At 61.5% G+C, this 20,320-nt stretch carries 19 protein-coding genes and 2 tRNA genes; 20 read left to right on the top strand and 1 reads right to left on the bottom strand.

What is annotated here, in order from left to right; translation table 11 throughout:
• The first annotated feature begins 20 nt into the window (after positions 1-20).
• The 17 genes from rpoD (at position 21) to ffh (ending at position 16,822) form a co-directional block, all read left to right on the top strand.
• The gene (rpoD, locus tag AAAX34_RS06590; RefSeq protein ID WP_148345866.1) at positions 21-1,370 is read left to right on the top strand and encodes an RNA polymerase sigma factor RpoD; all 1,350 of its coding nucleotides are present in this window, start codon (positions 21-23) and stop codon (positions 1,368-1,370) included.
• 194 nt (positions 1,371-1,564) lie between these two features.
• Positions 1,565-1,639: transfer RNA gene (locus tag AAAX34_RS06595), tRNA-Asn, on the top strand.
• A gap of 34 nt (positions 1,640-1,673) precedes the next feature.
• Positions 1,674-1,748: transfer RNA gene (locus tag AAAX34_RS06600), tRNA-Asn, on the top strand.
• A 161-nt stretch (positions 1,749-1,909) separates the two neighbouring features.
• Positions 1,910-2,299: an Asp23/Gls24 family envelope stress response protein gene (locus AAAX34_RS06605; protein WP_187361832.1), complete on the top strand. Its 390-nt coding sequence runs from the start codon at positions 1,910-1,912 to the stop codon at positions 2,297-2,299.
• Positions 2,300-2,326: 27 nt separating this feature from the next.
• A complete protein-coding gene (locus tag AAAX34_RS06610; protein WP_349110522.1) occupies positions 2,327-3,988 on the top strand; it encodes a DAK2 domain-containing protein in 1,662 nt (553 codons plus the stop codon).
• A gap of 9 nt (positions 3,989-3,997) precedes the next feature.
• A complete protein-coding gene (gene recG, locus AAAX34_RS06615) occupies positions 3,998-6,175 on the top strand; it encodes an ATP-dependent DNA helicase RecG (protein ID WP_349110523.1) in 2,178 nt (725 codons plus the stop codon).
• Positions 6,172-6,816 (top strand): 16S rRNA (guanine(966)-N(2))-methyltransferase RsmD, encoded by a 645-nt coding sequence (rsmD, locus tag AAAX34_RS06620; protein ID WP_349110524.1) that lies wholly within the window; start codon positions 6,172-6,174, stop codon positions 6,814-6,816. The genes recG and rsmD overlap by 4 nt, the downstream gene beginning before the upstream one ends.
• The gene (coaD, locus tag AAAX34_RS06625; protein WP_117820276.1) at positions 6,809-7,306 is read left to right on the top strand and encodes a pantetheine-phosphate adenylyltransferase; all 498 of its coding nucleotides are present in this window, start codon (positions 6,809-6,811) and stop codon (positions 7,304-7,306) included. The genes rsmD and coaD overlap by 8 nt, the downstream gene beginning before the upstream one ends.
• Before the next feature lie 68 nt (positions 7,307-7,374).
• Positions 7,375-7,872, top strand: coding sequence for an ATPase (locus tag AAAX34_RS06630; protein ID WP_040358176.1), 498 nt, complete (start codon positions 7,375-7,377; stop codon positions 7,870-7,872).
• Positions 7,872-8,426, top strand: a complete 555-nt coding sequence (locus AAAX34_RS06635) for a DUF177 domain-containing protein (protein WP_349110526.1) — start codon at positions 7,872-7,874, stop codon at positions 8,424-8,426. The genes AAAX34_RS06630 and AAAX34_RS06635 overlap by 1 nt, the downstream gene beginning before the upstream one ends.
• A 64-nt stretch (positions 8,427-8,490) precedes the next feature.
• Positions 8,491-8,670 carry a 50S ribosomal protein L32 gene (gene rpmF, locus AAAX34_RS06640; protein ID WP_022094017.1) on the top strand — a complete coding sequence of 60 codons (180 nt, stop codon included), beginning with the start codon at positions 8,491-8,493 and terminating at the stop codon, positions 8,668-8,670.
• An 87-nt stretch (positions 8,671-8,757) separates the two neighbouring features.
• Complete coding sequence (gene plsX / locus AAAX34_RS06645) at positions 8,758-9,777, top strand: phosphate acyltransferase PlsX (RefSeq protein ID WP_055309520.1); 1,020 nt, start codon at positions 8,758-8,760, stop codon at positions 9,775-9,777.
• Positions 9,778-9,891: 114 nt separating this feature from the next.
• Positions 9,892-10,134, top strand: a complete 243-nt coding sequence (locus AAAX34_RS06650; protein WP_055309519.1) for an acyl carrier protein — start codon at positions 9,892-9,894, stop codon at positions 10,132-10,134.
• 3 nt (positions 10,135-10,137) lie between these two features.
• Positions 10,138-10,863: a ribonuclease III gene (gene rnc, locus AAAX34_RS06655; protein WP_349110528.1), complete on the top strand. Its 726-nt coding sequence runs from the start codon at positions 10,138-10,140 to the stop codon at positions 10,861-10,863.
• A 10-nt stretch (positions 10,864-10,873) separates the two neighbouring features.
• A complete protein-coding gene (gene smc / locus AAAX34_RS06660; RefSeq protein ID WP_349110530.1) occupies positions 10,874-14,410 on the top strand; it encodes a chromosome segregation protein SMC in 3,537 nt (1,178 codons plus the stop codon).
• On the top strand, positions 14,410-15,327 hold the full coding sequence (gene ftsY, locus AAAX34_RS06665) for a signal recognition particle-docking protein FtsY (protein WP_343000862.1): 918 nt from the start codon (positions 14,410-14,412) through the stop codon (positions 15,325-15,327). The genes smc and ftsY overlap by 1 nt, the downstream gene beginning before the upstream one ends.
• Before the next feature lie 10 nt (positions 15,328-15,337).
• Positions 15,338-16,822, top strand: a complete 1,485-nt coding sequence (ffh, locus tag AAAX34_RS06670) for a signal recognition particle protein (protein WP_349110532.1) — start codon at positions 15,338-15,340, stop codon at positions 16,820-16,822.
• Positions 16,823-16,942: 120 nt separating this feature from the next.
• Here ffh and AAAX34_RS06675 read toward each other — a convergent pair whose 3' ends face one another.
• On the bottom strand, positions 16,943-17,707 hold the full coding sequence (locus tag AAAX34_RS06675) for a NifB/NifX family molybdenum-iron cluster-binding protein (RefSeq protein WP_349110534.1): 765 nt from the start codon (positions 17,705-17,707) through the stop codon (positions 16,943-16,945).
• Positions 17,708-17,873: 166 nt separating this feature from the next.
• On the opposite strand from AAAX34_RS06675, the gene thyA reads away from it, so the two are divergent.
• The 3 genes from thyA to AAAX34_RS06690 all read left to right on the top strand — a co-directional run bounded on the left by thyA (position 17,874) and on the right by AAAX34_RS06690 (position 20,274).
• Positions 17,874-18,722: a thymidylate synthase gene (gene thyA / locus AAAX34_RS06680; protein ID WP_349110536.1), complete on the top strand. Its 849-nt coding sequence runs from the start codon at positions 17,874-17,876 to the stop codon at positions 18,720-18,722.
• A gap of 9 nt (positions 18,723-18,731) precedes the next feature.
• Positions 18,732-19,250: a dihydrofolate reductase gene (locus tag AAAX34_RS06685; protein ID WP_349110537.1), complete on the top strand. Its 519-nt coding sequence runs from the start codon at positions 18,732-18,734 to the stop codon at positions 19,248-19,250.
• A 109-nt stretch (positions 19,251-19,359) separates the two neighbouring features.
• Positions 19,360-20,274 (top strand): RNA methyltransferase, encoded by a 915-nt coding sequence (locus AAAX34_RS06690; protein ID WP_349110538.1) that lies wholly within the window; start codon positions 19,360-19,362, stop codon positions 20,272-20,274.
• Positions 20,275-20,320: the final 46 nt, after the last annotated feature.

The following is a 20,320-nucleotide window of genomic DNA, read 5'->3' on the forward strand; positions in this document are numbered from 1 at the left end:
GGACTATGAAGGGAGAATCTGTGCCAAAAAAGACTGAGAGCACGGGTACTGGGCTGGAATCCTACGTTGCAAAGCTCATGGGCAACGGCTCAAACAGGACTTCGGTAACCGAGGACGAGATTCAGGTCGCCCTGAAGGATATCGATGTTTCTGACGAGCAGCTCACCGCGGTGTATTCCGCGCTGCGCAACAGCGGCATCCAGATTATCTCCGCGAGCGGTAACGACGACGCCCCCATGGACGTCGACGATGATGATAACGATACCGATACCGACGATTTCGATGATGACGACGAGCACGATTCCGGCTCGCTCGACGATCATGAGCTCAAGATGGCCCGTCAGGCCGACGCCGAGATGGGTTCTTCCAAGAGCAAGAAGAAGCGCACCGTGCGCACGTCCCGTTCACGCTCCCGTGTGCGTGGCATCGATGCCTCCACGGTGATGCTGACCGGCGATCCGGTTCGTATGTACCTCAAGGAGATCGGCAAGGTCGACCTGCTGACCGCCTCCGAAGAGGTCGATCTGGCCATGAAGATCGAGGCCGGTCTCGAGGCCACCGAGAAGCTCGAGGCTGCCGAGGCGGGCGAGCTCGAGCTCACGCGTTCCGAGATGCGTCGTTTGACCCGTATTGAGAATGTCGGTCTTGAGGCCAAGCAGGCGCTCATCAGTGCAAACCTGCGTCTGGTCGTCTCCATCGCCAAGCGTTATGTCGGTCGCGGCATGCTGTTCCTGGACCTAATCCAGGAGGGCAACCTCGGTCTGATCCGCGCCGTCGAGAAGTTCGACTATCAGAAGGGCTTTAAGTTCTCCACGTACGCCACGTGGTGGATCCGTCAGGCCATCACGCGCGCTATCGCCGACCAGGCCCGTACCATCCGTATTCCCGTGCACATGGTCGAGACCATCAACAAGCTCGTCCGCGTGCAGCGTCAGCTCCTTCAGGACTTGGGCCGCGACCCGACCCCCGAGGAGATCGGTGCCGAGATGGACATGAGTGCCGACCGCGTCCGCGAGATCCAGAAGATCTCGCAGGAGCCCGTGTCGCTCGAGACCCCCATCGGCGAGGAAGAGGATTCCCAGCTGGGCGACTTCATCGAGGACTCCCAGGCCATCGTTCCGCCCGATGCCGCCAGCTTCTCCATGCTGCAGGAGCAGCTCACCCAGGTGCTCGACTCGCTTGCCGATCGTGAGCGCAAGGTTATCGAGCTGCGCTTTGGCCTTGTCGACGGACATCCCCGTACGCTCGAGGAAGTCGGTCGTGAGTTTGGCGTCACGCGCGAGCGCATCCGCCAGATCGAGTCCAAGACGCTGGCCAAGCTCCGCCATCCCAGCCGTAGCAGCAAGCTGAAGGACTATATCGAGAGCTAGTCAAGCAAGAAGCGCCCTCAAGCACATCCGCTTGGGGGCGCTTTCATGTAGTCATTGGGGACGTTCTTGAATGACTAGTCGTTTAAGAACGTCCCCAACGACAATGACTGGGTCGGAAAAATTCTTAAAAAAGTTCTTGCCCTGAGCTGATTCGTCCGTATAATAAACTTCGTTGCTTGAGAGCACGCACCTATTCCTCGGTAGCTCAATGGTAGAGCACGCGGCTGTTAACCGCGCTGTTGTAGGTTCGAGTCCTACCCGGGGAGCCAGAATTTTCCAGCCCTTTCCGTTGGGCTTTTAAATTCCTCGGTAGCTCAATGGTAGAGCACGCGGCTGTTAACCGCGCTGTTGTAGGTTCGAGTCCTACCCGGGGAGCCAGGTTGTAAAACCCGTCGCTAATGCGGCGGGTTTTTTCATGCCGCGATCGCCTGGCGCGAACGTTGCCATATCAACATTTCGTGTCGAGGATGTAATCCCGCGACCCACCACCTCAACATGGCGCGGTCGTTGTAGAATATTGCAATGATTGCTCCCACGAGATGGTGCCGCGAGCACCAGATAAGGAGATTCTTGTGTCTGAGACCATTAACGGCAGCCTGAGCGTCTCGAACGACGTTATTGCCGATATTGCCGGTTATGCCGCGATGACGTGCTATGGCGTCGTCGGTATGGCTGAGCAGCTCCAGGGCGCCGAGAGCGTGCGCCTGCTTGCCGGTCAGCGCCTCCGCAAGGGCGTGCTTGTCTCCGCCGACGAGAACGGCCTTACGGTCGATCTTCACGTCGTGCTCGAGAACGGCGTCAACATGAAGTCTGTCTGCCACAATCTTTCGAGCTCCGTTGCCTTCACCCTGCAGGAGATCGCCCAGATCGATCCCGCCAGCCTTAAGATCGGCATTCACATCGACGCGCTCAAGAGCCGTCTGAACTAGCATCCGAACACGGAGATTTCACCACTCATGATTGCAAAGACCATTCGCACCTGTTTTCCGATCGCTGCGGCTGCCGTTTCCGACAAGGCCGAGGAGATCAACAAGCTCAACGTCTTCCCCGTACCCGACGGTGATACCGGCACCAACATGTCGCTCACGCTCGCCTCGGTGACCAAGGAGCTCTCCGCCCTTCCCGCCGATGCCGACATGGAGGCCATCGCCGGCGCCATCACTCACGGCTCCCTCATGGGCGCCCGCGGTAACTCCGGCGTCATCACGTCGCAGATTCTGCGCGGCGTGGCCGAGGGCCTCGTCTCTGCCGATGAGCCCATCACCTCCGCCAACATCGCTTATGCGTTCCGTCGTGCCGTCAAGGTCGCCTTCCAGGCCGTCCGCAAGCCCATCGAGGGCACGATCCTCACTGTACTGCGCGATGTCTCGACCAAGGCCGACGAGTGCGAAAAGAAGAAGTTCTCGGCCGAGGACGCGCTCGATGCCATCGTTGTCGAGGCCTACCAGTCTGTCGCCCGCACGCCCGACCTGCTGCCGGTTCTGAAGGAGAACGGCGTGGTCGACTCCGGCGCCTTTGGCTTTGCCATCTTCCTGGAGAACTTTGTTGCCGCTGCGCTCGGCCGTAGCACCGTTGTCGAGGATTTCTCCGCCACGTTTGATTCTGCCGGCTCTGCCCGCGATGCGGCCCTCGGTCGCGTTGAGATCGAGGCCAACGATGACTGGGAGGGCTCGGAGTTCCGCTACTGCAACGAGTTCCTCTTTAAGGCCGATGCCCCGTTTGACGAGGACGAGTGCCTTAAGTTCCTGGGCTCCATGGGCGACTGCGAGTTGCTCGTGGGTGCCTATCCCGACTACAAGATCCACGTGCACTCCAACACCCCCAACCTGGTGCTCGAGCACATGCTGCAGCTTGGTCAGATCTATGAGGTCTTTATCCACAACATGGAGATGGAGGCCCACGACCGTACCGCTAAGATCCACGAGGATCAGGAGAAGGCCGCCGAGCCCGCGAAGGCCCTGGGCTTTGTCGCCGTTGCCGCCGGTTCCGGTGAGGCCGACATCCTCAAGTCCCTCGGCGTTGACGTGATCGTCTCGGGTGGCCAGACCATGAACCCCTCGACCGCCGACCTGTTGGGCGCCGTCGACCAGGTCAACGCGACCTCGGTCATCATCCTGCCCAATAACGGCAACATCCGCATGGCTGCCGAGGCCGCAGCCTCTGCCTGCACCGACAAGAAGGTCGCCGTCGTTCCCACCAAGACCGTCCCGCAGGCGTTCTCCGCGCTGTTCGCCGTCCTGCCCGATTCTGAGCTCGAGGACGCCGTTGCCGCCATGGTTGACGCCATCAGCGAGGTCCGCGATGGCGAGGTCACCCGCGCCGTGCGCGACTCCAGCGCCTCCGACGGCTCTCCGATTCACTCCGGTGACGTCATGGGCATCATCGCCGGCTCCATCGACGTGGTCGGTTCCGACGTGAAGCAGGTCACGCTCGACTGCATCAACCGCATGCAGGAGGAAGAGGAAGGCGACGCGCTGACGATTCTGGCCGGCGAGGAGCTATTCGACGAGGCCTTCCAGGAGATCGTCGACGCCATCGAGGAGGCTCAGCCCGATCTGGAGATCGACGCCCATCGTGGCGAGCAGCCGCTCTATCCCGTGATCTTCTCGATCGAGTAGGCTCTGCCTATGTCCGAGCTGTGCTCCGTGCCGCGCGTCTCGGAGCGCTTTGCCCAGAGCAATGCGCTCGACGAGGATATCGCGCGACTCAAATATGTTTCGGGTAAACGTGAGGAGGCCCTTCGCCGTCTGGGAATTCGGACGGTGGGGGACCTCCTTCTCCATATCCCTCATCGATACCTGGACTTTACCCGTTCTTGGTCTATCGAGATGGCGCCCATCGGTACTGTGTGCACCATCATCGCCACGGTCGACCGTATCGTCCAAAAACAGCCGCGTCCGCGCATGCAGGTGACCGAGGTCTCACTCGTTGACGAGACGGGCGTGCTGCAGGTCGCCTTTTTCCGCCAGCCCTGGATTGCCCAGCAGCTTAAGCAGGGCGACCGCCTGGCCGTGATGGGCAAGGTTGAGTTTGCCTACGGTTTTAAGCAGATGGCCTCTCCGCACTTTGAAAAGCTCGAGGAAGGGCGTGCTGCGGGTACCATTTTGCCGGTCCATTATGTGAGTGACGGCGTGAGCCAGGCGTGGATGCGCCGCATCGTAAGCGGCGCGCTCGAGGTCGTCGGCAATCCCTTCGACCCGATTCCCGCAAGCTTGCGCGTCAAGCGCCGCCTGATGAGCAGTGCCCGCGCGCTTCGATCGATCCACTTTCCCTCGAGCATGGCAGAGCGCGATATCGCGCGCGCACGGCTTGCCTACGAGGAGTGCCTCTACCTGCAGCTGGCGCTGCGTCTGCGCAACGACGGCGGCTTGGTCGATGTGGTGCCCTATGTCCACACCGCGGGCGAGCACCTGGCCGCGCTCAAGCAGGTCCTGCCGTTTTCGTTGAGCGACGAGCAGGAGGCCGCGTTCCAAGATATCCTGCGCGATATGTGCGATGGCGGGCGCGTGATGAACCGCCTGCTGCTGGGCGATGTCGGTACCGGTAAGACTGCCGTTGCCGCCTGCGCGCTGGCTGTGGCTACCGATAGCGGCACGCAGGCCTGCGTTATGGCGCCCACGGGCGTGCTGGCGCGCCAATATGCCGATAAGACCGGCCCTCTGCTCTCGCAGGCTGGCATGTCCTGGGCGCTCCTGACGGGTGCCACGCCGGCCGCAGAGCGCGAGCGCATTCATGCCCAGCTGGAATCGGGCGAGCTCGACGTGCTCTTTGGCACCCACGCGGTGCTTTCAGATAACGTTGCGTTCAAGCATCTGTCGCTCGTGGTCATCGATGAACAGCACCGGTTTGGTGTGGGCCAACGTAACGCCCTGCGCGCCAAGGGCCCGGGTGCCGATCTTCTCGTTATGACGGCGACGCCGATCCCGCGTACGCTGGCGCTTTCGGTCTACGGCGATCTGGACACGAGCATCATCCGCCATCGGCCCGTTCCTGGCGCTGGCGTGACGACACGCGTGCTCACCGAGTCGAGCCGCGACCTCGCCTATGGCGCCATCCGCGAGGCGCATGCAAAGGGCCAGCAGGCGTACGTGATTTGCCCACTTGTGGAGCCGAGTGATTCAGCCGATGAACTGGAGGACGTGCCCGGTATCGCCCGCGACGACGAGGGCCGCGTGACGGTCCCCGTGCCGCTGCACGATACGGCGACCGAGCTCGATCGCTTGCGTCTGGCGTTGCCGGGTCTTGCCGTCGAGCGCCTTCACGGTCGCATGCCAGCGGGGGAGAAGGACCGCGTGATCGATGCCTTCAAGCGTGGCGAGATCGACGTGCTCGTCTCGACTACGGTGGTCGAGGTGGGCGTCGACGTGCCTAACGCCACCGTCATGGTCATCGAGAACGGCGAGCGCTTTGGTTTGGCTGCCCTGCACCAGCTGCGCGGTCGCGTGGGCCGCGGCAGCGTGTCGGGCACGTGCCTGGTCATGACGCACTCCAAGGGCAACGGCGGCGCGTCGGCAGCACAAGATCGCCTGCAATCGCTCGAAAAAACTTCGGATGGTTTTACGCTTGCCCAGATGGACCTGCGTTTGCGCCACGAGGGCGAAATCCTGGGGTACCGCCAGCATGGCGGTGTGACCCTGCGCTTTGTGGACCTGGACGCCGATGAGGACCTTATCGAATGGGCCCATTTGGACGCGGTCGAGCTCTTGCGGTATGCTTGCAACCTTGATTCTGTGGCGACGCGTCCCTTGCGCGACGCGGTCGCCATGCGTTATCGACATATCTTTAAGGAGGTCAGCGGAGGATGAGAATCATCGGCGGCGAATGGCGCGGTCGTAAGATCGAGGAGCCCCGTGGTCGCGATGTCACCCGCCCCACGACTGATCGCGTGCGCGAGTCGTGCGCATCTATGATCATGTCGGCATTCGACTTCGATCTGGACGAGGTCCGCGTGCTGGACGCCTTTGGCGGCTCCGGTGCCTTAGGGTTAGAGATGCTCTCTCGTGGGGCCCGCTCGCTCACGACGTTTGAGATCGATCGCAACGCCGCGCGGCTCATTACCAAGAATATCGAGTCGCTCTGCCGTGACCGTGCGCGTTGGCGCGTGATCACGGGCGACATGCTGGCGAGTGCCTCGCGCGGTCGTGTACCGGGCGGCCCCTTTGATCTGGTCCTGCTCGACCCGCCCTATGCTTTTGGTGCCGAGCCGGTCGAGGAGCTGCTGCAGAACCTGGCTCAGCAAGGTCTGCTTGCGTCTGGCGCTTACGCCTTGTTTGAGCATGCCGCCGCCGATGCGGGCGCGCATCCGGCAGGCTTTGAGACCGTGCGCGAGAAGCGCTACGGCATCACCTCGGTCGACCTGCTGCGCTGGGCCGGCGATAGCAAGGACGGCGGCACTGATGCTAACGAAAATGACGAGGCAGTATCCCCGGAGGACGCCCATGAGTGACACCATCAATCGCGTGATCGTCCCGGGCACCTTCGATCCCATCACGTTTGGCCATATCGATGTGATCCGCCGCGCCCGCCGCATCTTTCCCAGCGTGATCGTCGCTGTTGCCGAGTCGCAGGGTAAAAACGGTGTGGGCACCACGTTTACGCTCGATGAGCGCGTGGCGCTGGCCCGCGAGGCGCTCGGTGATATCGACGGCGTTGAGGTCCTGCCCTTTACCGGCCTCTTGGTCGACTTCGCTCGTGAGCAGGGGGCGGGGGCCGTGGTCAAGGGCCTGCGCGCCATGACCGACTTTGAGTACGAGCTGCAGCAGGCCGACCTCAACTATCGCTTGGATAACGAGCTGGAGTCCATCTTTGTCATGAGCGCGCCGCAGTACGGCTATATCTCAAGCTCGGTCGTTCGCCAGATCGCCTCGCTCGGTAGTGACGTATCGACGTTTGTCCCGCCCAACGTGGTCGAAGCGCTCAAACATCGCTTTTCGTGACGTTTCTTATTGCCTGGTGGCATGTGGTAAACTAGCACGATGATATGTTACCTATGAAAGGAGACCGGATGCCGGGCGAGAATTTTCCTGGCGATAGGATCGTCAGCTTGGTCGATGAGCTCGAAGGGCTGATCGAGGAAGCCAAGCCGCCTTTCGGCAAGAACGCTCAGTTCAAGGTCATCGACGCCGACGTGTTCTTCAACATCCTCGACGAGATCCGCATGAGCTATCCCGAGGAGTGGCAGAAGTCCCGCCGTATCCTTAAGGAGCGCGAGGAGCTTATGGCTTCCGCCGCCGCCCAGGCCGATTCCATTATCGCCGACGCTCAGCAGCAGGCCCTCACCATTGCCGGTGAGCAGGAGATCGTCCGCCTTGCGCAGCAGCAGGCCGACGACATCCGCGATCGTGCCCAGCAGTACGAGCGCGAGACGCGTTATGCTGCCGAGGACTACGCAGAGCAGGTCTTTACGCACCTGGAGGAGAACCTCAAGAGCCTGACCGGCACCGTTACCCGTTGCCGTCAGCAGCTCAACGAGGGTGCTGCCCAACAGAATGGTCAGTGGTAATGGCTGAGTTCCCGAGCGTTATCGTCGATCTTTCCGAGCAGCTCGAGTTTCCTGGAGATTCGTATCCGCTGACCGGTAAGGTCGATGTCGCCACCTACACGGTGGGCGAGAAGGAGTACAAGCTTCAGGACGGCATCGACTACGACGTTGTCTTTACCAATGCCGGTACCGGTGTCTTGCTCACGGGCATGGTCCGCGCGCACGCCACCGGCGAGTGCGACCGTTGCCTGGAGCCCGCCTCGTTTGATATCGCCGGCGAGATCGAGGAGTTCTATCTCTTTGAGGAGCCCGAGGATCCCGAGGCCTACGAGGACGGCTACGAGCTCCTGGGTGAGGACCGTCTCGTCGATCTGGGCGAGCCCATCAATGACGCGGTCGTTATGGACACGCCGTTTGTGGTGCTCTGCAAGCCCGATTGTCGCGGTCTGTGCCCCACTTGCGGTTGCAATCTCAACGTGGAGCAATGTGATTGTGCTGCCCAAGCCGAGGCCGAATGGGCCGAAGCCACGGAAAATCCATTTGCAGCATTGAAGAATCTCAAGCTTGATGAGTAAAACTGTGGTAGTATCGCTACTTGCGCGTAATCGCCACACTGGATAGTTCATAAGGAAGGTCACTATGCCCGTACCTAAACAAAAGCAGGGTCGTATCCGCACTCACACCCGTCGTTCCGCCAACATGAAGATCTCGGCTGCGGCTCAGTCCACGTGCCCCCGTTGCGGCGCTGTCAAGCTTCCGCACCACGTGTGCCCCAGCTGCGGTTTCTACAAGGACCGCGAGGTTATCGTTACCGAGTAACGGTATACTCTGGATGCGATGCCGTTCCAAATGGAACCACAATGGCCGGCTCAATGAGTCGGCCATTTTTGTATAAGGAGCATGTATATGAGTAACGTTCGCGTTTGTGTAGACGTTGTGGGTGGAGACGAGAAACCTCAGGTTGTTCTCGATGGTATCGAGGCTGCACTTGCTGCCGATCCCGATATCGAGGTCTTGGCAGCTGGCCCCGCCGAAATCGTCAACCCCTTTGCCGCCTCCCATGCGCGCGTCGAGGCCCTGGAGGCACCCGACGTTATCGCCATGGATGACGATCCCATTCGCGCCGTGATGACTAAACGCAAGTCGTCGATCGTGCTGTCGTGTCGCGCCATTAAGAAGGGCAACGCGGATGCGTTCTTCTCCGCCGGTTCCACCGGTGCCATGACCGCCGCTGCCACCGCCTATGTGACGCCGTTTAGGTATCAGGCCGAAGGCAAGAAGCAGCCGGTGCGCCCCTGTCTGACCAATGCGCTGCCCAATCGTGCCGGCGGTCTGACGGTGCTGTGCGATATGGGCGCCAACCCCGATGTCGAGGTCGATGACATGGTGCGTTTTGCTCAGATGGGTAGCGCCTATGCTCGCGTCGTCCTGGGCATCGAGCATCCCCGCGTGGGCCTGCTTGCTAACGGCACCGAGGACGAGAAGGGCTCCAACTTTACCAAGGCCTGCTTCCCGGCCATGAAAGCCGCCGTTCCCGGCTTTGTTGGTAACTGCGAGGGAACGGACATCACCTCAGGTAACTTCGATGTCGTCGTTGCCGATGGCATGTCGGGCAATATTGCGCTCAAGGCCACCGAGGGCGCTGCCAAGTTTTTGCTGCAGGAACTCAAGGGTGCCTTTATGTCTTCGCTTGGCACCAAGATTGCCGCGCTACTCATCAAAAAGCAGATGCGCGAGATAAAGGCCAAGCTTTCGGGCGACGCCAAGGGTGGCGCGATTCTTTTGGGCCTGCGCGGCGTGGTCCTGATCGGCCATGGCGCCACATCGGTCGAGGCTGTTAAAAACGGTACGCTCGCGGCGGCCGAAGCCGTGCGCGCCGGGCTGGTCGAGAATGTCGCCAACTCCATGGACGGCATCGTTTTATAACAGCGGCGTTATGCGTCTCGGGGCGTGCGTCGTGGGGTAGAATCAGAACCGTGTCTTGGTACCGCCCGGGCGGTACCATTCTTTTGGTATTCATGCACTATGAGAGGAAGCGCTATGGACCGCTCCGAAATCTTCGACAAGATCGCCGAGGTCGCTGCTGACGTTCTGGGCGTCGATGTTGCCGAAATTAGCGATGAGACCACCTTTGACGACCTCGATGCCAACTCGCTCGAGCGCCTGCAGCTGGTTACGGCTATCGAGGACGAGTTTAACCTCGAGATCGATGACGAGACTCTGCTCTCGCTCAACTCTGTCGCCGACGCCGTCGACGCTATCGAAAACGCCAGGGAGGCCTAGGTCTTGGCTTTGTCTGAACGACTTACGCGCGGCCAGGAAATTCTGGGCCACGAGTTCAATAATAAGGTGCTGCTGCGCGCGGCCCTTACGCATCCTTCGGCAGTCGAGGGCCAGCCGGTTTCTGCCAGCTATGAGCGCCTTGAGTTCTTGGGCGATTCCATTTTGGGCGCTGTGGTCGCACGCTCCCTGTTTGAGTCCTATCCGGAGTTTGACGAGGGCAAGCTCACGCGCCTGAAGGTGTCGCTTGTCTCGGGCGCTACGCTGTCCGAGGTTTCTCACGAGCTGGGCATCGACGACATCATCATCTTTGGTGCCTCCGAGACCGGTACCGGTGCGCGCGGCCTGCATTCGGCCCTCGAGAACGTCTATGAGTCGCTCGTGGGCGCGTTGTACCTGGATGCCGGCTGGGATGCCGCGGCAGAGTTCATTCACCGTACGCTTAAGCCGCATTTGGCTTCCGAGCGTGCCGAGCATCCTGCGAACCCCAAGTCGTTTTTGCAGGAGTGCGTGCAAGCCGACGGTCACGAACCCCCGGCGTACAAGCTCGTTGGCTCCGAGGGCCCGGCACATGCGCCCACCTTTACCGCCGTGGTGTTGATCGATGGTATTCGTCAGGGTCGCGGCTCCGGCTCCTCAAAGAAGGAAGCCGAGGGAGCCGCTGCTCTTGAGGCACTTGACCGCATGGGCTACACCACCAACGGCGTGATTCTCAACAAGAAGCCTGTTTAAGCGAGGAACCGTGTATCTCAAGTCCCTCACGCTCAAAGGGTTCAAGTCGTTTGCCGACCGTGCCCATATGACGTTTGAGCCGGGCCTGACCGTCATCGTCGGTCCCAACGGCTCGGGAAAATCGAACATCTCCGACTCGATTCTGTGGGTCCTGGGCGAGCAGAGCGCCAAGCAGCTGCGCGGCCAGGCCATGGAGGATGTCATCTTCTCGGGCTCGTCGGCGCGCAAGCCGGTGGGTGTTGCCGAGGTCACGCTGGTGCTCGATAACTCGGACCATATGCTGCCTGTCGATTTTGACGAGGTCGCCATCACCCGTCGCATGTATCGCTCGGGCGAAAGCGAGTACCTCATCAACTCGAGTCCGTGCCGCCTGATGGACATTCAAGACATCCTGCACGATTCGGGCCTGGGCAAGGATACACATTCCATTATCAGCCAGGGCAAACTCGACGCCATCTTGCAGAGCCGCCCCGAGGAGCGCCGCGCCCTTATCGAGGAGGCCGCCGGCATCTCCAAGCACAAGCGCCGCAAGGAGCGTGCGCTCAAAAAGATTAAGTCGATGGACGAGCACCTGACGCGTGCCCGCGACATCAATAAGGAAATCGCCCGTCAGCTGCGACCGTTGGAGCGTCAGGTCGATCGCGCGCGCAAGTACAAAGAGCTGTCCTCGCGCGCGAACGAGCTTACGCAGATGCTGGCCGTCGATGAGCTGCGTTCGCTGCAGTCGCAGTGGAACGACCTGGAGAGCCGCTCCAAGGAGGGCGCTGCCGAGCTTGAGCTTGCGCAGTACCGCTTGGGCGAAAAGGAACGCGAGCTCGAGAAACTCCAGGTCATGCTCGAGGAAAAGGGCCTGTTTGTGGGCGATTTGGGCGAGCAGCGCCGTCATATGCAAGATGTGGTCGGCCGCATTAACTCCGACATGCGCCTGCTCGAGGAAAAGGGCCACAACATGGTGTCGCGCCTGTCTGACATGCGCGGGCAGATTTCGAGCTCCGAGCATCAGCGACGTCGCGTGGTCGAGGAGCTCGAGGACGCGCGTGCGCAGCTTGAGGAAGTGACCGGTGCGCACATGCAGGCCCAGGAGGACGTTGACGCCGCTGGTCCTGCCGCCGCCGAGCTCCACGAGCGGCGCGTGGCGCTCGACAATCAGATTTCGCAGCTTACGCGTGAACAACGTGATGTGCAGCGCGTGGCCGATAACGCCGCGCTCGAGCTCGCTAAGGTGAAGGATTCCTTGAGCAATGCCGAGGTCGAGGACAACATGTATGCCTCGCGCCTGGAGCAGATCGATGAACAGCTCGAGGAGGTCACGGCCTCGCTCGAGAGCCGTCGCGACCGCGCCGAGGAGCTTGAGGGCGCTCTTGAGGAAGCGCGCCAGGCTCAGGTTGATGCGCGTGAGGCCACCGAGGCGGCACGCGCGGCCCTGAAGGACCTGCGTGCCCGCGAGAGCGAGGCGCGCAACAAGTTATCCGAGGTGCGCTCGGAGCTTGCCAGTCATAAGAAACTCGATGCCCGCATGGCCGACAGCTCGCCGCTCGTGAGCCGGCTGGTGGGTGCGCTGGGCGACGATGTCTCGGGTCGTCTGGGCGACGTGCTCGAGGCCCCGCGCGAGCTTGAGGGCCTGGTTGAGCAATTGCTCGCCGGCGATATCGATGCCCTGCTGTTCGACGATACGTCCGCGCTTGAGCGTGCCGGTCGTGCCGCTCTGGACCAGAAGAAGGCCTCGGGCGAGGCGCTGCTGGTGGCGCGCGGCGTGAGCGGCTCTACCGCCGCTGAGGGCGCTGCCGGTACCCGTCTGGTCGATCGCCTTTCCGTGCGCGCAGGCTACGGTCCCGTCGTCGAGGCGCTGCTCGGCGGCTATTACATGGTCGATGACTTGGCTACCGCGCTGGCCGCGCCTGTCGTTGACGGTGTGACCTACGTGACTCCCGATGGCGCTCGCGTAAGCTGTGGCGGCCTGGTGCGCGTGGGCCTCGATGCCGGCGAGGCGTCGGGTGCCTTGGAGCGCAAGCGCCGTATCCGCGAGCTGGAGGGGCTTGAGCCCGATTTGGCCGCTGTGTTTGAACATGTGTCAGGCCAGGTCGTTGAGGCCAATGCGGCCGTTGAGGAAGCGCGTGCCGCCGAGGGCGATGCCGCCGGTGAGATTGCCCGCCTTGAGGGCGAGCGCCGCTCGCTGCTTTCCGAGATCGGCCGTCTGGAGCAAAGCGCCAACAATGCCGAGGTCGAGCGCGTGCGCATCTCCAAGCGCCGCGAGCAGGCCTCCGAGGCCGTTCGCTCTGCGCGCCCGCGCGTGGACGAGCTCACCCGTTCGCGTGACGAGGCCCGTGCGCAGGCAAGCGATCTGGGCTTGCAGATTGCCGAGGCTAACGACGAACTCGACCGCGTTCGCCGTGACGATTCCGAGGCTGCCGGCAAGCTCGCCGACGCCAAGGTTCGCCTAGCCCAGACGAGCGAACGCCTGCGTTCGCTGAAGGGCCGTGTGCCCGACTTGGAGCATCGTCTTGAGGGCATCGACCGTCGTATCCGCGGAACACGCCAGGCTTCGCGCTCGCTCGAGCTGCTGCGCCTGCGCGTCGATCCCATGCACGAACGCTATTCTGCCCTGTTGGAACGCGCGTCGGATTGGGCAGCGCGCCTGCGTGACCAGGCCTCTCTGGAGGAGGCGGACTCCGCTTCGCTCAAGAAGACCATCGAGGATGCCAAGGCAGAGGTTGCCCGCGCTAAGGAGCGGGTCGATACCGCCTCCGCCACGCAAAACGAGTTCAAGGTCGCGCGTGGCAAGCTCGAGGTGCAGGTAGAGGCCGCCATTAAGGCCATTACCGCCGATGGCACCACGGTACTAGAGGAAGCGCTCATGCTTCCGGCGCCCACGGACCGCGATGCCGCCGAGCGCGAACTCAACCAGCTCGTGCGTCAGATCAACAACCTGGGCCCTGTGAACCAGGTTGCCATGGAGGAGTACGAGCAGCTCAAGCGCCGCGCCGATTACATCGAGGAGCAGCTGGCCGATCTGGAGAGCGCGCGCAAGGCGCTCACCAAGATCACGGTGGCCATTGATCGCAAGATGCGGAAGGCCTTCCTGGTGACGTTTGAGAAGGTCGACGCAAACTTCCGCGAGATCTTCGCTATGCTCTTCCCGGGCGGTCAGGCTCATCTGGAGATGACCGATCCCGAGCATCCTGCCGAGACGGGTATCGAGGTCGTGGCGCAGCCGCGCGGCAAGCGCATCACCAAGATGATGCTCATGTCGGGCGGCGAGAAGAGCCTGACGGCGCTCGCCCTGCTCTTTGCCGTGTACCGCACGCGCACGGTGCCGTTCTATGTGCTGGACGAGGTCGAGGCGGCACTCGATGACGCCAACCTGTCCAAGCTCATCGGCGCGCTCGATGTGTTGCGTTCCGATACGCAGCTCTTGGTCATTTCGCATCAGCGCCGTACTATGGAGGACGCTGACGTCCTCTATGGCGTCTCGATGCAAGCCGACGGCGTCAGTCGCGTCGTCTCGCAAAAACTCGATCGCGAAACCGGAAAGGTCGTGAATGCATAATGGGATTCTTCGATGCTCTCTCGCGCGGACTTGAGCGCAGTCGCGAGGCCCTCAACGAGGTCTTTTACTTTGGCGGCGAGGTCGACGAGGATTTTTGGGAGGACCTGGAGGACACCCTCGTCATGGGTGACATGGGCGCCGAGGTCGCCATCAAGGTCTCCGATGACCTGCGCGATGCCGCGGCCAAGAAGAACCTCAAGACCGCCCCGCAACTCCGTCGCGCCCTGGCCGAGCAGCTTGAGCAGCACTTTGTGCCCACCGAGCGCGATCCGTTCTCCGATACGCCGAGCTGCGTGCTGTTTGTGGGCATTAACGGTGCCGGCAAGACCACGACGGTCGGTAAGATCGCGAGCGCCATGGCCGCCCGCGGCAAGAATGTCGTGATCGGCTCTGCCGATACGTTCCGCGCCGCCGCCATCGAGCAGCTCGATGTGTGGGGCCAGCGCGCTGGCGTCCCCGTCATCAAGCGCGACCGCGGCTCCGACCCGGCAAGTGTTTGCTACGACGTGCTCGACGAGGCCGACAAGCGCGGCAGCGACCTGGTGCTTATCGACACTGCCGGTCGTCTGCACACGAGCCCCGAGCTCATGCGCGAGCTTGCCAAGGTGGTTAACGTGACGCGTAAGCGCGCCGCCAATATGGCCGCCGGCCCCATGCCCGTCTCAGTCGTGCTCGTGATCGATGCCGCCACCGGCCAGAACGGTCTGAACCAGGCGCTCGAGTTTAACGAGGCACTGGGCCTGGACGGTATTATCATGACTAAGCTCGACGGCACGGCTAAGGGCGGTATCGCCATGGCCGTGGCCGAGAAGCTCAAGCTCCCGATCCTGCGCGTGGGCGTGGGCGAGCAGGTCGATGACCTGCAGGAGTTCAATGCCAAAGATTTCTGCCGCGCCCTGGTGGGCGAGTCCAATTAAGGAGTGACTAGTGTTTGATTCCCTGAGCGATCGCCTCAACGACACATTTGACCGCCTGCGCGGCAAGGGCAAGCTGACCGAGGCCGATATCACCTCGGCCATGCGCGACATTCGCATGGCGCTGCTCGAGGCCGACGTCAACTTCAAGGTCGTCAAGGAGTTCGTCGCCAAGACCAAGGAGCGCTGCATGACCGCCGAGGTCATGGAGTCGCTGTCGCCGGCGCAAAACGTCGTCAAGATCGTGCTCGACGAGCTCACCGAGATGCTCGGCTCCACCGAGAGCAAGCTCGTCTTTAGTAACCGCATCCCCAATGTCATCATGCTCGTGGGCCTGCAGGGCTCCGGTAAGACCACGGCGGCCGTAAAGCTGGCTTTCCTGCTCAAGAAACAGGGCCGCTCGCCGTTGCTCGCTGCGTGCGACGTCTACCGTCCCGCCGCTGCCGACCAGCTGGCCACGCTTGGCGGCGAGATCGGCGTGCCGGTTTTCCGCGGTGACGGCGCGCACCCAGTCGACATTGCCAAGGGTGCCATCCAGGAGGCCGTCGACCACCTGCGTGACGTGGTCATCGTCGATACCGCCGGTCGTTTGCAGATCGACGAGCAGATGATGCAGGAAGCCGTGGACATCAAGAAGGCCGTCAAGCCCGACCAGGTGCTGATGGTCGTCGATGCCATGACCGGCCAGGACATCGTCAACGTCGTCTCGACCTTTGCCGAGCGCACTGACTTTGACGGTGTGATCATCTCCAAGCTCGACGGCGACGCCCGTGGCGGTGGCGCACTTTCGGTGCGTCAGGTGACCGGCAAGCCCATCAAGTTTGTGAGCATGGGCGAGAAACCCGATTCGCTGGAGCCGTTCTACCCCGACCGCATGGCCAAGCGAATCTTGGGCATGGGCGATGTCGTCGGCATTATCGAGAAGGCCCAGGAGGCAGCCGACGCCGAGCAGCTTGAGGCTGCCGAGCGTATGCTGCGCGAGGGCTTCACCATGAACGATATGCTCGACCAGATGAAAGCCGTCAAAAAGATGGGCGGCATGAAGGGTATCCTGGGCATGCTTCCCGGTGGCCAGCGCGCGCTCAACCAGATGGGCGGCAACTTGGACGAGGGCATCTTCGACAAGAACGAGGCCATTATCATGTCGATGACCAAGGAGGAGCGCCTGCGTCCCTCCATCATCAACGGCCAGCGCCGCGCGCGTATCGCCAAGGGCGCCGGTGTGACCCCCACTGAGGTAAACAGCCTTATGAAGCAGTGGGGCGAGATGAATAAGATGATGGGCCGCATGCGCACGATGGCCAATCAGGCACAGGCCGGCGGCAAGAAGGGCAAAAAGGGTAAGAAGGGCAAAAAGATGCGCATGCCCAATATTCCCGGCCTGGATGCCATGGGTCTGGGCGGCATGGGCGGCCTGGGCGGCCTGGGAACGGGCGGTCCTAAGTCCGATATGGACCTGCTGCGCCAGATGGAAGCGCAGATGCGCAATAAGAAATAGGACTGTAATTCCAGCTTGATATGGCAAAGGCCACTCGGAAGCTACCGGGTGGCCTTTGTTGTTGGCTTTGATTGTTGGGTTGCGTTTAGCGTCGCGCCCCGAGCTTGCGGTGCCGTGCCGCTAGTGGCAGCCGCAGCCCTCGTGCCCATCATGGCCGTGATGGCCGTGGCAGCCGCAGGACTCGCCATGCTCGTGGGTGTGCTCGTGGTCATGGCCGTGGCAGTCGCAGGTGGCCTCGCCGGTCTGCGCGAGCGTGCCGGCAATGAGTGCCTCGACGCAGGCGTCGCAGTTGCCCTGGGCGCCCGCATAGACCGTGATGCCAGCCTGGGTGAGCGCGTTGATGGCGCCGCCGCCGATACCGCCGCAGATGAGCGTGTCAACGCCACCGTTGGCAAGCAGACCCGCCAGGGCGCCGTGACCGGTGCCGCCGGTGCCTACGACCTGCTCGTTGAGCACCTTGTCATCCTGGATGTCGTAGATCTTGAACTGCTCGCTGCGGCCAAAGTGCATAAAGATGTTGCCGTTGTCGTACGTCGTTGCCACCCTCATGGTGTCGACCTCCTTTGCTGGCCATGCGGCCGTCGTCGTGGTAATGGGGGAGTACGCGATGCTGCCGCCTTCGATGCTGAGTGCCCGTCCATTGACCAGCGCGTTTGCCACCTTGCGATGTGCGCGGCTGCAGATGGCCGCCACGGTGGCACGAGCGATACCCATGTGCTGGGCGACTGCCTCCTGATTGAGGCCTTCCAGGTCGCATAACCGCAGGACTTCGAGCTCGTCGATTGTCATGTCGATGGCGTCTCCGCTGGCAAGGCCGTCGGGGGTAAAGCCGCGATATTCGGGAATGATCCCAACGCGGCGCAATTTTTCGCGTCTTCCTGCCATACGCTCTCCAAATCTGACATATGTCAACAATAGAATAGCGAACGTGCGGATTTGCGCAAGGTATTTCTGGCATATGTCAGAAAGTGAGGGCTTATGTTTGGGCTGTGGGGCCGCGTGCGCCTGGGCTACAATGAATCTCGCTTATAGGCGACTGACAGGAGGGTCAATGAGCAAGGCTGATCAACAGTTTGTAGCCATGTGCCGCGATATTTTGGACCATGGCACCACCACCGAGGGGCAAAAGGTCCGACCGGTGTGGGAGGATGGCACCCCTGCCTATACCATTAAAAACTTTGGCGTTACGGCACGTTACGACCTGCGCGAGGAGTTCCCCGCGCTCACGCTGCGTCGCACGGCGCTTAAATCTGCCATGGACGAGATCTTGTGGATCTATCAAAAGAAGTCCAATAACGTCCATGACCTCAACAGCCATATTTGGGATGAGTGGGCCGACGAGACCGGTTCCATCGGCAAGGCATACGGGTACCAGATTGGCCAGAAGAGCCATTATGCCGAGGGCGACTTTGACCAGATGGACCGTGTGCTGTACGACCTTAAGCACACGCCGTACAGCCGCCGCATCATGACCAACACGTACGTGTTTAGTGACTTGTCCGAGATGCACCTGTATCCGTGCGCGTACAGCGTGACCTATAACGTCACGCAGCGCCCGCAGGACGACAAGCCCACACTCAACATGATTCTCAACCAGCGCAGCCAGGACATTTTGGCCGCGAACAACTGGAACGTGTGCCAGTACGCCATCTTGCTGATGATGGTCGCGCAGTCGGTCGATATGATTCCCGGCGAGCTGCTGCATGTGATTGCCGATGCCCACATTTACGATCGTCATGTCGATATCGTCCGCGAGCTTATCGAGCGTCCGCAGTTTGCTGCGCCCAAGGTAACGCTTAATCCCGACGTGCACGATTTCTACGCGTTTACGACTGACGACCTGATCGTCGAGGACTACGAGCACGGCCCGCAGGTCAAGAACATTCCCATTGCAGTGTAGGTGGCGCTCATGACGTGTAAGCTATCTGCTATCGTCGCCGTGTGTGACGACTGGGGCATTGGGTGCGAGGGCGACATGGTGGTGTCCAATCGCGCCGACATGCGCCATTTTGTGGCGTGTACCAAGGGGTGCCCGGTCATTATGGGACGCAAGACACTTCTGAGTTTTCCCGGCGGGCGTCCGCTCAAGAACCGTCGCAATATCGTGCTTACGCGCGACGATAGCTTTGCGCCTGAGGGCGTTGACGTAGTGCATAGCGTTGATGAGGCGCTGGCTGCTGTTCCTGATGAGCCTGTTGCCTGGGTGATCGGTGGCGGCGAGGTGTATCGGCAGTTTTTGCCGTATTGCGCCGAGGCCGAGGTCACGCACAACCATTGCACCCATGTCGTGGACACGTACTTTCCCGACTTGGACGCCGATCCCGCGTGGGAGATTGCGCGGCGCGGCGGTGTCGCCACGATTGCCTCGGGTGAGGGCGACGAGGGCATCGATTATGAGTTCGTGACGTATCGTCGTGTTGAGGCGTAAAACCGATTATCCCTTCGGTATTATCGGGATGAAATGAATGGCGGGGCGGCGCATGGCGTTGCCCCGATATTTGTATAGGTGCTGCAAAGAAAGGTGCGGGCTGGCTGCTATGACTGATGCCGTTGAGGTTCTGCGAATTGATTCGCTCAAGGACGAGCGGCTCGATGCCTACGTGCGACTGACCGAGCGTGAGCTTCGCTGCGTGCTGGAGCCGCAGAAGGGCATTTTTATCGCCGAGAGTGCCAAGGTCATCGAGCGCGCGGTGCGTGCCGGATATCAGCCGGTGAGCTTTCTTTTGGGCGAACGCTGGCTCGACCAGATGATGCCGCTGTTTGAGCGCCTAGTCGTGCGCGAGGGCGCGGGTCCTGTTCCTGTGTTCGTCGCCTCCATGGAGCTCATGGAGCAGTTGACGGGTTTTAACGTGACGCGTGGTGCGCTTGCAGCGTTCCGTCGCCCGCGTCAGATTCCGGTTGATGAGTTCTTGGGCGGCGTCGTCGAGGCGGCGGGGGATCGTCCGGTGCGCGTGTGCGTGCTCGAGGGTATTGTCGATCACACCAATGTTGGCGCGATTTTCCGCTCGGCTGCCGCATTGAACGTTGACGGTATTTTGGTCAGCCCGACGTGCTGCGACCCGCTGTACCGTCGTTCGGCCCGCGTGAGCATGGGCACCGTGTTTCAGGTGCCGTGGACGCGCATTGGCAGCGAGGCTCGTGTGTGGCCGCATGATGGCCTGAGCGCGCTGCACGATGCCGGCTTTTCGTGTGCCGCTATGGCGTTAACGGACGATTCCGTTTCGCTTGATGATCCTGTGCTGCAGAAGATTGATCGCTTGGCGATTTTTATGGGCACCGAGGGTGCCGGCTTGGGCGCCAAGACCATTGCAGCCTGCGACCGCGCCGTGCGTATTCCAATGGCGCATGGGGTTGATTCGCTCAACGTGGCCGCGGCAAGTGCTGTCGCCTTTTGGCAGCTGTGTCCGCATGTGAGCAATGAGTATCACTACCAGCCGGGTTTGTATCACTAAACAGATATTTCGCACCGGGCTCTGGTTCGGGGCGTTTCGGCCGACG

Source organism: Collinsella sp. CLA-ER-H4 (genome assembly GCF_040092395.1).
Classification (GTDB): domain Bacteria; phylum Actinomycetota; class Coriobacteriia; order Coriobacteriales; family Coriobacteriaceae; genus Collinsella.